Genomic DNA, 13,767 nt, shown 5'->3' with positions numbered 1-13,767 from the left:
AAGAGATGACACGCTTTCACCCCTCGATCCTCATCGCCTCACTGTTGCTGGCCGCATGCGACGGCAGCGCGCCCTCGTCGAACGAGGTGACCTCCATCAAGGTGCGAAGCGCCGAGCAGGACCGCTTGCACACGCTTGACGCGCTCAACCTGGCGATCGCGCTCAAGCGCGCGATCTACGCCGCCGGCCTCACCTGCCGGCGGGTGACCGACGCGGGTTTCGTTGCGCCGTACAACAATCTCGACATGTGGACCGCCACTTGCGACGACAATCGGCAATGGGCGATTTTCGCTGGGCCGGACGGAAGCGCGCAAGTGCGCGACTGCAAGGATATTCCAGGGACCGGGCTGCCGGCCTGCACGATCAGCAAAAAACCCCAGGGCAGCTTCGACGGGCCGCAGGGATCGACGGGCGGCTAGGCGCGCCGCGCATCAATTGCACTGGCGTGTTTCCTTATACTCGCCGGCCGCCGAGCGTTCCTTGATAGTAATGCATTTCCCCTGGCGGACTTCCTCACGCCAGCTGCCGTCGGCGTTCGTGACGCGGTTGCCCGTCGACTTGGGCACGCGCTTGCCGTCGCGGATTTCGTAGTTCCAACCGCGCGGGGTCGACTGGTCTTGTGCCGCAGCCGTCGTCGACAGGCCTGCCGACGCCATCAACGCGGCACCGTTCAACACCAGCAAATAACGTCCAAACCGGGTCATCGACCAACTCCTCATGCCGTCTCATCTAGCAACGCGGGTATGAATGTGTCCTTACGATCACATGTGCGCTGCGCACGACGAGGCGTTCACCGAAGGTGGCGGGCTGTCCTGATTTTTCAAGGCCTTGGCGCGAGCCTCGCGCCGCGAGGTCAGCCCTGACGCGCCTTGAAGCGGCGGTTCGTCTTGTTGATGACGTAGGTGCGGCCACGGCGGCGAATCACGCGGCAGTCACGGTGGCGCCCTTGAGCGACTTCAGAGAATTGCGAATCTTCATGGCGGGCGCCTGCTCGTCTGATCAATCAGGTTGTTGGAAAGGTCCGGAAACCGGCGGTTCCCCTATGCGGGGACGACCGCGAAGTCAAGGAAGGCGGGATCGCCCCGATCACCCTTATTCGTCTTCCTCCTCGGCGGGCGCGAAGGTCAGGATATCCGCGGGCTGGCAGTCCAGCGCCTCGCAAATGGCGTTGAGCGTCGAAAAGCGCACCGCGCGGGCCTTTCCCGTCTTCAGAATCGACAGGTTGGCAAGCGTGATGTCGACTCGTTCGGCCAGCTCACTCAGCGTCATGCGCCGGTCGTGCAGCACGTCGTCGAGCGTGACGCGGATCGCCATCGTCACACCGTCCCTTCGAGGTCTTCGCGCATCAGCGTCCCTTCGGCGAACACCCGCGCGAGGATGAAGGTGAGGAGCACCGCGAGCCAACCGTTGATCGAGAAGCCCGCGTCGAGCTTGAACGGATGTTCCTGTGTCGAGATGATTCTCGCGATGATTCCAACAGCGATGCTGATCACCTGCAGCAGCAATAGCAGCCAGGCGATCGCCTGCAGGCGATAGGCATTGTCGGCGACGAACGGATCGCCGGCGCGCACCGTCTCGACCATCGCCACCAGCCGAGTCAGGATCGGGTAATTGAGGACGATCGCGACCACGCCGAGCGCCGCGATCAGGCGCATGCCATTCATCACATCCTGGGCATCGGCATAACCGGTCACCCCCAAGGCCTTCATCGTCCAGGGTTCGTTGACGAACGTGTAGATTAGCAGTCCAAGCACGGCCGCGCCGAACGCCCAATTGAGGACGATCAGGATCCGCAGCGTGATGAACGCAATCGGCAGTGCGGCGGAATAGACCTTGGCCATCGCGAATCTCCAGCTAAGCCGTAATATCGATAAACGATATAGTGTTTGCTGAAGTTCGGCAAGGAGTTTATTGTTTTTCGATACGCCTTAGCGCAGGACCATTCGGTCTCCGCGGATCTCGACCGATTCGAAGGTGCTCAGGAAGGTCTGGCCAAGCAAGGTCTCCTCACCCGCATTGAGCACCACTGCGGGCATATTCGCGACCGAGCGGTGGCCCAGGGTCACGCGGTCGAGCGTGACATGCTCCCCGCGCACGTCGCCGTCGGCTCCGCGCCCGATCACATCGTGCATGCCGACCGATACCGCGAGCCCGGCAGCGCGGGCGTCTTCGCGCGACAAGGCGATCCCCGTTGCCCCAGTATCGACCAGCGCCCGCACTATGGCGCCGTTGATGTCGACATCGGCATAGAAGTGGCCGTCGTCCTGCCGCTCGAGCTGGACAGCGTCCCCATCGATGCTGGCGACGTCCGCGACTAAGGGCTGCGCGCTGCCGTCGATAACTTGCACACGCCCCGCGCTGTTTCCGGCTGCTGCTGGCGGCGCGGTGCTCAGCGAGCCGCCGACCATCACGCTGAACAGCCCGGCAAGGACGAGAAAGACAAGCGCACCGCGTTCCATGCGGCCGATCCTAAGCCGGCACGGTAAAGAATCGCTGAAACGGCTAGCGCAATGTGCGCCGCACGGCGTCCTGCCAGCCGGCGATGAGCGCGTTGCGCTGCGCCGCCTCCATCCTCGGCCGGAACGTATCGCCGCCCGCGCAGCTGTCGGGCAGGTCGTCGAGTCCCCGCCACAGCCCCGTGCCGAGCCCCGCGAGGAACGCGGCGCCGACCGCCGTCGCCTCGACATCGGCGGGCCGCTCCACCGGCACCATCAGGATATCGGCGAGGAACTGGCATAGCCAGTCGTTGGCCGCCATGCCGCCGTCGACTCGGATCGCGGCCGGCGGCGCCGCCCCGTCGGCGCGCATGGCCTCGAGGAGGTCGAGCGTCTGATACGCAACGGCCTCGAGCGCGGCGCGCGCCAGGTGCGCCGCACCGGCGCCCAGCGTCAGCCCGTGGATCGCGCCGCGCGCGCCCGAATCCCAATGCGGCGCGCCAAGGCCGACGAAGGCGGGCACGAGATAGACCCCGTGGCTGTCCGGGACCCGGGTCGCGAGGCTGTGCGTCTGCGCCGCGTCGGCGATGACGCCAAGGCCGTCGCGCAGCCATTTCACCGCCGCGCCGGCAATGAAGATCGATCCTTCGAGCGCATAAGCCGTGCGTCCGTCGAGGCGATAGGCGGGTGTGGTGAGCAGGCGGCGGTTCGATGCGACCGCTTCGTCCCCCGTGTTGAGCAGCATGAAGCAGCCGGTGCCGTAGGTCGACTTGACCATGCCCGGCGCGAAGCACCCCTGGCCGAATAATGCGGCCTGCTGGTCCCCCGCCATGCCGGTGATCGGGATGGGCGGGCCGAACAATGTGGTCATCCCGAAGGCGCTGGCGTTGTCGCGCACGTCGGGGAGCATCGCCGCGGGCACGCGCAGCCGCGCGCACAATTCTTCGTCCCAACGATTGGCGCGGATGTCGTAGAGCAGGGTGCGCGACGCGTTGGTGACGTCGGTCGCATGCACCGCGCCGCCGGTCAGCCGCCACAACAGGAAGCTGTCGATCGTCCCGAAGGCAAGTTCGCCGCGCTCGGCGCGGTCCCGGGCGCCGGGCACCTGGTCGAGGATCCAGGCCACCTTCGTCGCCGAAAAATAGGGGTCGAGGAGAAGGCCGGTGCGCTGTCGAACGAGCGTCTCCAACCCCTGCGCCTTGAGCGCATCGCAAACCTCCGCCGTCCGCCGGTCTTGCCAGACGACGGCGCGGTGGATCGGCGCACCGCTCGCGCGGTCCCAGACCAGCGCGGTCTCCCGCTGGTTGGTGATGCCGATGCCGGCAATCCGCTCGGGCGAGATCCCGCTGTTCGCGATCGCTTCCCGCGCGGTCGAAAGGACGCCGGCCCAAATCTCCTCGGCATCATGCTCGACCCACCCGGGCTGCGGATAATGCTGCGTCAGCTCGGCCTGGGCGCTCGCCACCGGCCGCGCCGCTGCATCGAACAGGATCGCACGGCTCGACGTCGTGCCCTGGTCGATGGCGAGGATATGGTCAGTCGCCACGGCCCGCCAGCTTGCGCTCCCATGCCAGCGCATGGCCGACGATCGTGTCGATGTCGGCATGCGCGGGGCGCCAGTCGAGCGTGCTCAGCAAGCGCGCATTGCCGGCGACCAGCATCGGCGGATCGCCCGCTCGGCGCGGGCCCATCTCGCGCTTGAGCGGCTGGCCATTGGCCTTGTCGATCGCATCCAGCACCTCGAGCACCGAGAGCCCGCGCCCATAGCCGCAATTCATCGCCAGATTTTCGTCCGGATGCGCGATCAGCCACTCGAGCGCAGCAACGTGCGCCGCGGCCAGATCGCTGACGTGGATATAATCGCGGACGCAGGTGCCGTCGGGGGTCGGGTAATCGGTGCCATAGACCGCGACCTGGTCGCGTTTGCCCACCGCCGCCTCGACCGCGACCTTGATAAGGTGGGTCGCGCCCTTGCCGATCTGCCCCGTACGCCCTTGCGGGTCGGCGCCCGACACGTTGAAGTAACGTAGCGCGCCATAGTTGAACGGATGCGCCGCCGACGCATCCTCAAGCATCCGCTCGGTCATCAGCTTGGACGCGCCATAGGGGTTGATCGGCTGCTTGGAATCATCCTCCTCGACCGGGACCTTGTCGGGCGCGCCATAGACCGCGGCGGTCGAGGAAAAGAGGATATGCTTCACCCCGCCCGCGACCGCGGCGCTGATCAGGGCGTGGCTCGCCACCGTGTTGTTGCGATAATATTCGAGCGGCTGTTCGACCGATTCCGGCACCACGATCGACCCCGCGAAATGCATGATCGCCGCAACGCCTTGCTCGGCAATGATTCGGGCGACGAGAGCGCCATCGGCGATGTCCCCTTCGAAGAAGGGCACGTCGCCTGGCACCACGCCGCGCGCGCCGGTCGAAAGATTGTCGATCACGCACACCGCCCAGCCGGCGTCCTTCAACGCGAGCACGGCGTGGCTTCCAATATAGCCGGCACCGCCGGTCACAAGCACAGGAACTTTGGTCATAGCGTTGCGGCTAGCGAAGGTCGGCGTCCCACGCCAGACCGCCACGCCCTTGCGTCGTAGCTACAAATGTAGCACTACATATGTAGCGTATATCTGCCGGGGGCGATGGGAATGAATTCTTTAAGTCGTATTTGGGCGTTGGTCGGGTTTTACCTCGTGCTTTCGTTGTCATCCTTGTCTTGGTCGGCGTTGGCCGATGCAAAAACGTTGAATCCGCGTCTTGAGGGTAGAGTGGACGCGTATCTCGCGCCGCTCCTCCGCACCAACAATTTCAGCGGCGTCGTCGCCGTGGCCAAGCAAGGTCGAGTCACCTTTGTGAAGGGTTATGGACTGGCGGACGCGGAGCAACGCGTACCGAATAGCCCCGGCACGGTGTTCCACATCGCGTCCCTGTCCAAGCCCTTCACATCGATGGCAATTCTGCTGCTGGCCGAACGCGGGCGCCTGGATCTCGATCAGCCGCTATCCAAGCTGCTTCCTGACTATCCGGGAGGAGATCGCCTCACGATTCATCAGCTGCTGTCGCACCGATCGGGCATCCCAAACATAAATGATTTCGACGCATATCAGGAGATGCAGCTCCGTCCGCAGACGACGGCGAGCTTGGTCGCCCAGTTCAAGGACAAGCCGCTCGAGTTCTCCCCGGGCGAGCGTTACGCCTACAGCAACTCGAACTTCAATCTGCTCGCCCACATTATCGAGCGGGTTACGGGGCAGACTTATGGCGCGTTCATCGCTCAAGAAATCCTCCGGCCTATCGCGCTCCAGCACACCGGGCATCGAGGTGACATGGCGATGATCGTGCCGGCCTTGGCCGACGGCTATGCGCCCCAAGGCACGATGGGGATTGAGCGCGCGGCTTACCTCGACTGGACGGCAAAGACGGGCAACGGCTCGCTCTATTCCACCGCGGCGGATCTCATACGTTTTGTCTGCGCCGCGCATGGCGACGCGCTGTTGTCTCCCGAATCGCGCACGAGGATGTTCGCCAAGCACAGCGAGAACGCCGGCTACGGATGGTTTCTCACCCAAGCCAACGGTCGGGAGCTTCACCACGTCAACGGACGCTCCCCCGGATGGGCGGCACAGCTCGATCACTATCCTAAGGAGGATGTGACGATCGTCGTCCTCTCGAACCTCTATTCATCAGTGACCACACCGATCGCCAGAGCCATTGGCGCCATGCACTTCGGTCTTGTTCCCGAAGCCATGCCGGCCCTGCGCGCCGAACCCTTGAGCGCGGGCGAGACCGCCCGACTGGTAGGCACCTATCGCTTCGGCGCTGACTATTATGTGCCCAACAGCACTATCACGATCACCGCGCGCGGCGGGCGCATTCAGGCGGAATATCCCAGCGGCTATACGCCTTCCCCCTATGTACCCGTCAGCCCCACGAGCTTCATCGTGCGGCCGTTCTGGTCGAAAGCAGAGTTCACCATCGGGTCGGATGGCAACGCTGCGACGCTGACCATCGATGGCTTCCGTGGTGTTCGCGAGGAATAACGCGTGATCCGGTTTGCCTGATCGCGGGCGCCGCTTTATCAGCGCCGCCCATACCGATCATCAATCGAAGGCATTCATGACCATCACGATTTCGAGCGCGTTCGACGCGGGCAATATCCGCGTCGCCAGGTTTGAGGGCGACACCGTCGATCTTGAAATCGTCAACGATCATTTGTCCGATTTCTACCAATGGTTCCATTTCCGCCTCGCCGGCGCGGCGGGGCGCGAGGTGACGTTGCGCATCACCAATTGCGGCGGCGCGGCCTATCCCGGCGGCTGGCCCGGCTACAAAGCCTGCCTTTCGCTCGACCGCGAGGAATGGGTGCGCGTGACGGAAACCAGCTATGACGATGGCGTGCTGACGATCCGGCTGACCCCGCCGCAGGACGTCGTTTGGCTGGCGTATTTCGCGCCATATTCGATGGAGCGTCACCACGACCTCGTCACCGCGATCGCCTCGCTTCCCGACGTCGGTTACGAATCGCTCGGCAAGACCCTCGACGGCCAGGACCTCGATTGCCTGACGATCGGCGACGGGCCGCTGCGCGTCTGGCTGTACGCGCGCCAGCACCCGGGCGAGACGATGGCCGAATGGTGGATGGAAGGCGCGCTCGAAAAGCTGACCGACGAGGACGACCCCGTCGCCCGCGTCCTGCGTCGCGAATGCACCTTCCGGATCGTCCCCAACATGAATCCCGACGGCTCCCGCCGCGGCCACCTGCGCACCAATGCTGCGGGCGTGAACCTCAACCGCGAGTGGCACGCGCCAACCGCGGAAAAGAGCCCGGAAGTGCTGTGCGTCCGCAACGCGATGGACAAGACCGGGGTCGACTTCGCGATGGATGTCCACGGCGACGAGGCCATTCCCGCCAACTTCCTCGCCGGGTTCGAAGGCATCCCCTCGATCACCGACCGGCAGCTTAAATTGTTCAACCTGTTCGGCGAGACGCTCGAGCGAATCTCGCCTGATTTCCAGCGCGAGCAGGGCTATGAACTTGCCGCGCCGGGCCAGGCCAACATGTCGATGTCGACGACCCAGCTGGCGGAGCGTTTCGGCTGCGTGTCGATGACGCTTGAAATGCCGTTCAAGGACAACGCCAACCTACCCGACGACGTGTATGGCTGGTCGCCGCAGCGCTCGAAATATCTCGCCTACGCCTGCCTCGACGCGCTCCACGCCATCCTGCCCGCCCTCAAGTCCGCGGCGGCCGAGCGCAGCGCGTCCGCCGAGCGGGTCGACGCCTGATGCCGACCCTTGTCCTGCTGCGCCACGGCCAGTCGCAGTGGAATCTTGAAAACCGCTTTACCGGTTGGTGGGACGTCGACCTCAGCCCGCGCGGGATCGAGGAGGCGCGCGCCGCGGGCGCGTTGATGCGCGAACGCGGTCTCGACTTGGATTGCTGCTTCACCAGCGTCCTCACCCGTGCCATCCGCACCCTGCACCTCGCGCTGCACGAGATGGACCGGCTGTGGCTGCCGGTGACCAAGAGCTGGTTGCTCAACGAGCGCCACTATGGCGGGCTGACGGGCCTCAACAAGCAGGAGATGATCGACAAGGTCGGCGAAGAACAGGTCAAGATCTGGCGTCGGTCGTTCGACATTCCGCCCCCGCCCCTGCCTGCCGACAGCGAGTATGACGTATCGCGCGACCGCCGCTATGCCGGGGTCGCGGTGCCCGATACCGAAAGCCTGAAGGACACCATCGCCCGCGTCCTGCCTTATTATGATGCAGAGATCGCGCCGGCGCTGACTGCCGGCAAGCGCGTCCTCGTCGCCGCGCACGGCAATTCACTGCGCGCGCTGGAAAAGCATCTGTCCAACATCGGCAATGAAGAGATCGTCAGCCTGGAGATCCCGACCGGGCGGCCTATCGTCTACGAACTTGCCGACGACCTGACGGTCGAGCGCCGATTTTACCTAGACGAAGCCTAAGTCCCGAGAGTCGTTCGTCCTGAGCTTGTCGAAGGGCGCTGGCACAAAGGTCTTGGAGATACGCCCTTCGACTTCGCTCAGGACGAAGGAAGGTTGGGCGCCAAGATTAAGCGGCGTCTTTCCGCCGGTACATTTCCTCGTCGGCCCGATCCATCACCGACTGCGGCGTATCGTCGCCATCGATCATCGCCACCCCGATCGCGACGCTGAGCGGAAGCACGTCGCCGTCGTGGGTGAAGTCGCAATCGCACACCATGTTCTCGAGCCGTGCCGCTGTTTCCTGCGCAATGGCCTCGTTGGCATTTTCGAGCAGGATGGCGAACTCGTCGCCTCCGATGCGTGCGACGATGTCGCTTCGGCGAACGCCGCCGCTCAGCAATTGTGCGACCTGGATCAGCGCTTCGTCGCCTGCCAGGTGGCCGAAGGTGTCGTTGATCATCTTCAATCCGTCGAGATCGACGTAAAGCATGGCTGCGCTGTGTCCGTAGCGGTTGCCGCGGTCGACCAACCGTTCCAGCTCGCGCATGAACCCGCGCCGGTTGGGAAGTTGAATGAGGCTATCCTGGTGCGCCAGCTCATCCAACTGCTCGACGCGCGTCTCCAGTTGCGCGACGAGTGCACGCAGCCGGCTGATCTCCTCGATCAGGCGCGCGGCGTCGGCGTCCTCGTCAATCACTTGGTCAGACATGGCCCCCGTCATGCCTCCTGTGGAACTCCTATCGATAGCGCGGAATCGCGCGCTTGAAAATGCGGCATGCTAATCCACCGATTGCCTGCCACGAATCCGCCCCCTAAACGAGCTTGCTCTTTCCACTGCTCCAAGGCGGGACAATGAGCGAGCCGTTGGTCGGCATCATCATGGGCAGCACCTCCGATTGGGAGACGATGCGCCATGCCGCCGAAACGCTCGAAAAGCTGGGTGTCGCGCATGAGAGCAAGGTCGTTTCCGCGCATCGCACGCCAAAGCGTCTGTTCGATTACGCCCAGTCGGCGCGCGGCCGCGGCCTCAAGGTGATCATCGCCGGCGCAGGCGGCGCGGCCCATCTGCCGGGCATGGCGGCGTCGATGACCGCACTTCCCGTGCTTGGCGTTCCGGTGGAGAGCAAGGCGCTGAAGGGCATGGATAGCCTGCTGTCGATCGTCCAGATGCCCGCAGGCGTCCCGGTAGGCACGCTGGCCATCGGCAAGGCGGGGGCGGTGAACGCGGCACTGCTGGCCGCTGCGATCCTTGCCAACGGCGACGATGCCCTTGCCGCCCGGCTAGATGCGTGGCGCGAAAGCCAGACCGGCGCGGTGGCCGAATCGCCCGAATGATTGAGCCGGGGTCGACGATCGGAATCATTGGCGGCGGCCAGCTGGGCCGCATGCTGTCGGTTGCCGCAGCGCAGCTTGGGTATCGCTGCCACATCTTCGACCCCCACGAGCGCCCGCCAGCGGCGGATGTTTCCGCGGCCTTCACCCGCGCCGCATTCGACGACCGCGCGGCGCTGGATCGGTTCGCGGCCGACGTCGACGTCGCCACCTACGAATTCGAGAATCTTGCGGTCGCGCCGCTCGAAGGGCTCGGCGACAAATTGCGCCCCGGCACGAAGTCGCTGGCCGTCGCGCAAGACCGCGCCACCGAAAAGGATTTCCTGGAGCGCTGCGGGGCGCGGGTGGCGCCGTGGCGCGCCGTGGCGACCCTGGCCGACGTCGATGCGGCGGTTGCCGAGCTTGGCGTGCCGATCGTGCTCAAGACCCGCCGCTACGGCTATGACGGCAAGGGCCAGGCGTGGATCCACTCGCCCGATGAAGCGCGTACCGCGTGGCAAGCGATCGGCGAAGAACCCGCCGTGGCCGAGGCCGGAGTCGCGTTCGACGCGGAATATTCGGTGATCATCGCGCGCTGGGCGGACGGCCGCCACGCGATCTGGGATTCGTCCGAGAACGTCCACCGCGAGGGCGTCCTGCGGACCTCGACCGTGCCGTGCGGCGCGTTCGTCGCCGGGCAGATCGACGAGGCGCGGTCGGCCGCGCAGCGCATCGCCGAGGCGCTCGGCCATATCGGGGTGCTGACCGTCGAGTTTTTCGCCGGCGCCGATGGCCCGGTGGTCAACGAAATCGCGCCGCGCGTCCACAACAGCGGCCACTGGACGATTGAGGGCGCGGTCACCTCCCAGTTCGAGCAACACATCCGCGCCATCTGCGGCTTGCCCCCCGGGTCAACCGACCTTGTCTCGGGTGGCGCGGCGATGGACAACCTCATCGGCGACGACCTCGACCGTTGGCCCGAACTGGTCGCCGAGCCCGGCGCCCATGTCCACATCTACGGCAAAGGCGAGGCCCGCCCCGGCCGCAAAATGGGCCACGTCACGCGCTTAAGCCGCCGAGCATAAGAGCGCGTTCGCGCTGCGAACGAGCGCTTATGTCGAAGAGAGGGCGAAAGCCGGCCAGCGGGTCGCAAGGCGAACCCGACTGACGTCACGGGATTCACTCCCGTGACTGCCTAGCTGCTATCAAGGCGCCTCAACCATCTCGATCGGCAAGTTCAGCTTCTCGAGCTGCGGCCGGATCTTGGCGGCATCACCGGTAACGATCCACACGAAGCCCTTGGGATCGACCGCGGCGCGGATCGCGGCGTCGGCCGAGGCCGTCGTCAGCGCGCGATACTTGCCCGGCAGCCGCTCGTAATAATCGTCGGGGCGTCCGAGCAGGTCCATGCTCATCATCGCGCTGATCACCGCGCCCGCCGTTTCGAACTGGCCGGGAAGCTCCGCCACGCCGCGCGCCTTGATCCGCGCCAGCTCGGCGTCGGTCACGCCCTTCGCGGTCAGGAACTCGCCGACTTCGCGGTTGAGCTCTGCCAGCGCCTCGCCCGTGCGGTCGACCTGCACCGGCGCGCTGATCGAATAGCTGACCGCGTTGGCACTCACCCCCTCACGCCCGCCGACGCCGTAGGACCAGCCCTTGGTCTCGCGCAGATTCATGTTGAGCCGCGACAAAAAGTCGCCGGCAATTGCACGATTGGCCGCGCTCAGCGGCAGGATGTCGCTCTTCGGATCGAGGGGGAGCAATTGACCACCGGCGATGCTCGCCTGCGGCGCGCCGGGCCGATTGATCAACAGGATCTTCTGCGCGGTCGGCCGCGGATTGGGCGCTGGAAACGCCTTGACCCCACGCGCGACGCTGGGCGGCGCCCAAGAGCCGAACCGCGCTTCAAGCATCGGCATGACCTCGCTCAGCGGCAGGCTCGACACGATGAAGATGCGCGCATTGTCGGGCCGCAGCCAGCGCTGGTGGAAGCCGACCAGGTCGTCGCGAGTCAGCGCCGCGATCGCCTTGGGATCGCCGCCGGCCGGCGACCCATAAGGATGCGAAGCGCCGTAAAGCACCGTCGGCATGACGCGCGACGCAACCCGTGTCGGGTCCTTCTGCAATTGTTCGATGCCAGTCAGCGCCTGCTTCTTGATCCGCGCGATCTCGGGCGGCGCGAAGGCCGGCCGGCGCAGGAATTCGGACAAGAGGTCGAGCGACGGCGCGAGATTGGCCGAAAGCGCATTGAGCATGGTGTACGACCGGTCGGCCGAATTGCTCGCGCTGACATTCGCACCCAGCCGCTCTTCGGCTTCGGCGAACTCCTGCGAACTCATGCTCGCCGTGCCCTCGTTAAGTAAGGTCATGGCGATGCCCGCAAGCCCGCGCTTTGTGGGGTCGTCGGAGGCATCGCCAGCATCGAACGCGATCGCCATCTGCGTCACGGGCACGGCCGAGCGGCGGACATATTTGATCGGGATACCGTTCGCGAGGCGCGCATGCTCGATCGTCGGGAAATCGAGCTCGGCGAGCTGGCCGACGGGCGGAATCTGCCGCGTTATGTTCGGCTTTGGCGCGGCATCGGCGGTCTTGGCCGGGGCGGCGGGTTGCGCTTCGGTATATGCGGGCCGCTCGCCGGGGGAAAGGATCACGGTCAGCGCCGGGCGGCGCAGCCATGTCTGCATCGCCGCGCGCACCTTGGCGGGCGTGATCCCGGCGTAGGCGTCGAGCGTCTTCTTGTAGAAATTGCTGTCTTGGGCGTAGACCCAACCCTCGGCCAGATTGACGGCCTTGCCACCGAAATCGCCGACTTGCTCGAGACCGCGGACGCGGCCGGAAACTTCGCGCATCACCGCGCGCTGCACTTCGTCGGGCGTCGGCCCTTCGGCAAGGAATTGCGCCAGCACCTCGTCGAGGCGCTTCGACACCAGCTTGGGGTCGACGCCGGGCGTAACGGTAGCGCCCATCTGGAACAGGCCGGCGCGCTGCAGCGGAGTCATCGACGCGCTGACCGCCAGCGCGATCTTCTCGTCGCGCACGAGAATCTTGTCGAGGCGCGAGCTGGCAAGCCCACCGAGCACCGACCCGCCGATGTCGATCGCGGCAAGCTGCGGATCGAGTAGGCCGGGCACCGTCCAGAAGCGCTGGATGCTGGTCGCCGCGACCTGGTCCTTCATCTCGATCGTCTTGGCCGCGGGCAGAGTCGGCACCCGCGCCATCGCCGGCCGGTTGACCGGCCCGCGCGGGATCGCGCCGAAATATTTCTCGACCAGCGGCCGCGCCTCGGCGGCATCGATATCGCCCGCCAGCACCAGCACGGCATTGTTGGGGCCGTATTTGTCGCGGAACCACTGCTTGACGTCGTTGAGGCTCGCCGCGTCGAGATCGGCCATCGAACCGATCGACATGTGATTGTAGGGGTGCGGCTTGGGGAACAGCGTCGCGAACACGTCGTAATACATCAACCCGCCGGGCGCGGTATCGCGCTGGCGCTTCTCGTTCTGGACGACGCCGCGCTGGTTATCGAGCACGCCCTGCGTCACCGCGCCGAGCAGATAGCCCATGCGGTCGCTTTCCATGAACAACGCCCGGTCGAGCGCACCCTTGGGCACCGTCTGGAAATAGTTTGTCCGGTCGAACGAGGTGGTGCCGTTATAGTCGGTCGCGCCGATCTGCTGGAGGTATTCGAAGAAGTCCCCCGGCATGTTCTCGGTGCCGTTGAACATCAGATGTTCGAACAGATGCGCAAAGCCGGTTTTGCCCTGCGGCTCGTCCTTCGACCCGACATTGTACCACATGCTGACCGCGACGATCGGCGCCTTTCGGTCTTCGTGGACGATGACCTTGAGGCCGTTGGCCAAGGTGAAGCTCGAATGCGGGATCGCGACCTGCCGCACCAGACTTGGGATCGGCACTGACTTGTTCGCTGGCGCGGCGGCGAGCGGCAGTGTCCAGGCGAAGGCGGTGAGGAGGGCGAGATGGCGCAGCAGGCGCATGGGCTTGAATTCTCCTGCGAATCTGTGTCGGCGCGGACCTTAACGGCGACGCGCTGGTGCGCAACGACCGTCGCG

The 13,767-nt window shown here is 65.3% G+C and carries 14 protein-coding genes and 1 pseudogene; 6 read left to right on the top strand and 9 right to left on the bottom strand.

The window, feature by feature from the left end; translation table 11 throughout:
* Window positions 1–5: 5 nt before the first annotated feature.
* Window positions 6–419: a hypothetical protein gene (locus H9L13_RS02620; RefSeq protein WP_187538785.1), complete on the top strand. Its 414-nt coding sequence runs from the start codon at window positions 6–8 to the stop codon at window positions 417–419.
* Window positions 420–431: 12 nt separating this feature from the next.
* Here H9L13_RS02620 and H9L13_RS02615 read toward each other — a convergent pair whose 3' ends face one another.
* The 7 genes and pseudogenes from H9L13_RS02615 to galE all read right to left on the bottom strand — a co-directional run bounded on the left by H9L13_RS02615 (window position 432) and on the right by galE (window position 4,969).
* Window positions 432–704 carry a hypothetical protein gene (locus tag H9L13_RS02615; RefSeq protein WP_187538783.1) on the bottom strand — a complete coding sequence of 91 codons (273 nt, stop codon included), beginning with the start codon at window positions 702–704 and terminating at the stop codon, window positions 432–434.
* A gap of 149 nt (window positions 705–853) precedes the next feature.
* Window positions 854–978: pseudogene (ykgO, locus tag H9L13_RS02610) on the bottom strand (type B 50S ribosomal protein L36).
* A gap of 114 nt (window positions 979–1,092) precedes the next feature.
* Window positions 1,093–1,314 carry a helix-turn-helix domain-containing protein gene (locus H9L13_RS02605; RefSeq protein ID WP_187538780.1) on the bottom strand — a complete coding sequence of 74 codons (222 nt, stop codon included), beginning with the start codon at window positions 1,312–1,314 and terminating at the stop codon, window positions 1,093–1,095.
* Between the two features lie 2 nt (window positions 1,315–1,316).
* Window positions 1,317–1,841: a DUF2975 domain-containing protein gene (locus tag H9L13_RS02600; protein WP_187538778.1), complete on the bottom strand. Its 525-nt coding sequence runs from the start codon at window positions 1,839–1,841 to the stop codon at window positions 1,317–1,319.
* Window positions 1,842–1,928: 87 nt separating this feature from the next.
* Window positions 1,929–2,459, bottom strand: a complete 531-nt coding sequence (locus tag H9L13_RS02595; protein WP_187538776.1) for a retropepsin-like aspartic protease family protein — start codon at window positions 2,457–2,459, stop codon at window positions 1,929–1,931.
* Window positions 2,460–2,502: 43 nt separating this feature from the next.
* Entirely contained in the window at window positions 2,503–3,981 is a 1,479-nt protein-coding gene (glpK, locus tag H9L13_RS02590; protein WP_235091102.1) for a glycerol kinase GlpK, read from the bottom strand.
* Window positions 3,971–4,969, bottom strand: coding sequence for a UDP-glucose 4-epimerase GalE (gene galE / locus H9L13_RS02585; protein ID WP_187538771.1), 999 nt, complete (start codon window positions 4,967–4,969; stop codon window positions 3,971–3,973). Before galE ends, glpK begins: the two co-directional genes overlap by 11 nt.
* Before the next feature lie 231 nt (window positions 4,970–5,200).
* Between galE and H9L13_RS02580 the strand changes: the two genes are divergently transcribed.
* The 3 genes from H9L13_RS02580 (at window position 5,201) to gpmA (ending at window position 8,404) form a co-directional block, all read left to right on the top strand.
* Window positions 5,201–6,472, top strand: a complete 1,272-nt coding sequence (locus H9L13_RS02580; RefSeq protein ID WP_187538769.1) for a serine hydrolase domain-containing protein — start codon at window positions 5,201–5,203, stop codon at window positions 6,470–6,472.
* 76 nt (window positions 6,473–6,548) lie between these two features.
* A complete protein-coding gene (locus tag H9L13_RS02575) occupies window positions 6,549–7,718 on the top strand; it encodes a M14 family metallopeptidase (protein WP_187538767.1) in 1,170 nt (389 codons plus the stop codon).
* Window positions 7,718–8,404: a 2,3-diphosphoglycerate-dependent phosphoglycerate mutase gene (gene gpmA, locus H9L13_RS02570; RefSeq protein WP_187538765.1), complete on the top strand. Its 687-nt coding sequence runs from the start codon at window positions 7,718–7,720 to the stop codon at window positions 8,402–8,404. Before H9L13_RS02575 ends, gpmA begins: the two co-directional genes overlap by 1 nt.
* A gap of 106 nt (window positions 8,405–8,510) precedes the next feature.
* Here the strand turns inward: gpmA and H9L13_RS02565 are convergent, their stop codons facing one another.
* Complete coding sequence (locus H9L13_RS02565) at window positions 8,511–9,092, bottom strand: GGDEF domain-containing protein (RefSeq protein WP_187538763.1); 582 nt, start codon at window positions 9,090–9,092, stop codon at window positions 8,511–8,513.
* Between the two features lie 143 nt (window positions 9,093–9,235).
* Between H9L13_RS02565 and purE the strand changes: the two genes are divergently transcribed.
* Both purE and H9L13_RS02555 read left to right on the top strand, forming a co-directional pair.
* Window positions 9,236–9,718, top strand: a complete 483-nt coding sequence (gene purE / locus H9L13_RS02560) for a 5-(carboxyamino)imidazole ribonucleotide mutase (RefSeq protein WP_187538761.1) — start codon at window positions 9,236–9,238, stop codon at window positions 9,716–9,718.
* The gene (locus H9L13_RS02555; RefSeq protein WP_187538759.1) at window positions 9,715–10,779 is read left to right on the top strand and encodes a 5-(carboxyamino)imidazole ribonucleotide synthase; all 1,065 of its coding nucleotides are present in this window, start codon (window positions 9,715–9,717) and stop codon (window positions 10,777–10,779) included. Before purE ends, H9L13_RS02555 begins: the two co-directional genes overlap by 4 nt.
* 120 nt (window positions 10,780–10,899) lie before the next feature.
* Here the strand turns inward: H9L13_RS02555 and H9L13_RS02550 are convergent, their stop codons facing one another.
* On the bottom strand, window positions 10,900–13,692 hold the full coding sequence (locus tag H9L13_RS02550; protein WP_187538758.1) for a M16 family metallopeptidase: 2,793 nt from the start codon (window positions 13,690–13,692) through the stop codon (window positions 10,900–10,902).
* Window positions 13,693–13,767 lie beyond the last annotated feature (75 nt).

It is taken from the genome of Sphingomonas lutea (assembly GCF_014396785.1).
Lineage (GTDB): Bacteria > Pseudomonadota > Alphaproteobacteria > Sphingomonadales > Sphingomonadaceae > Sphingomicrobium > Sphingomicrobium luteum.
Note: the sequence above shows the minus strand (reverse complement) of the source record. Positions and strands in the feature narration are given on the sequence as shown.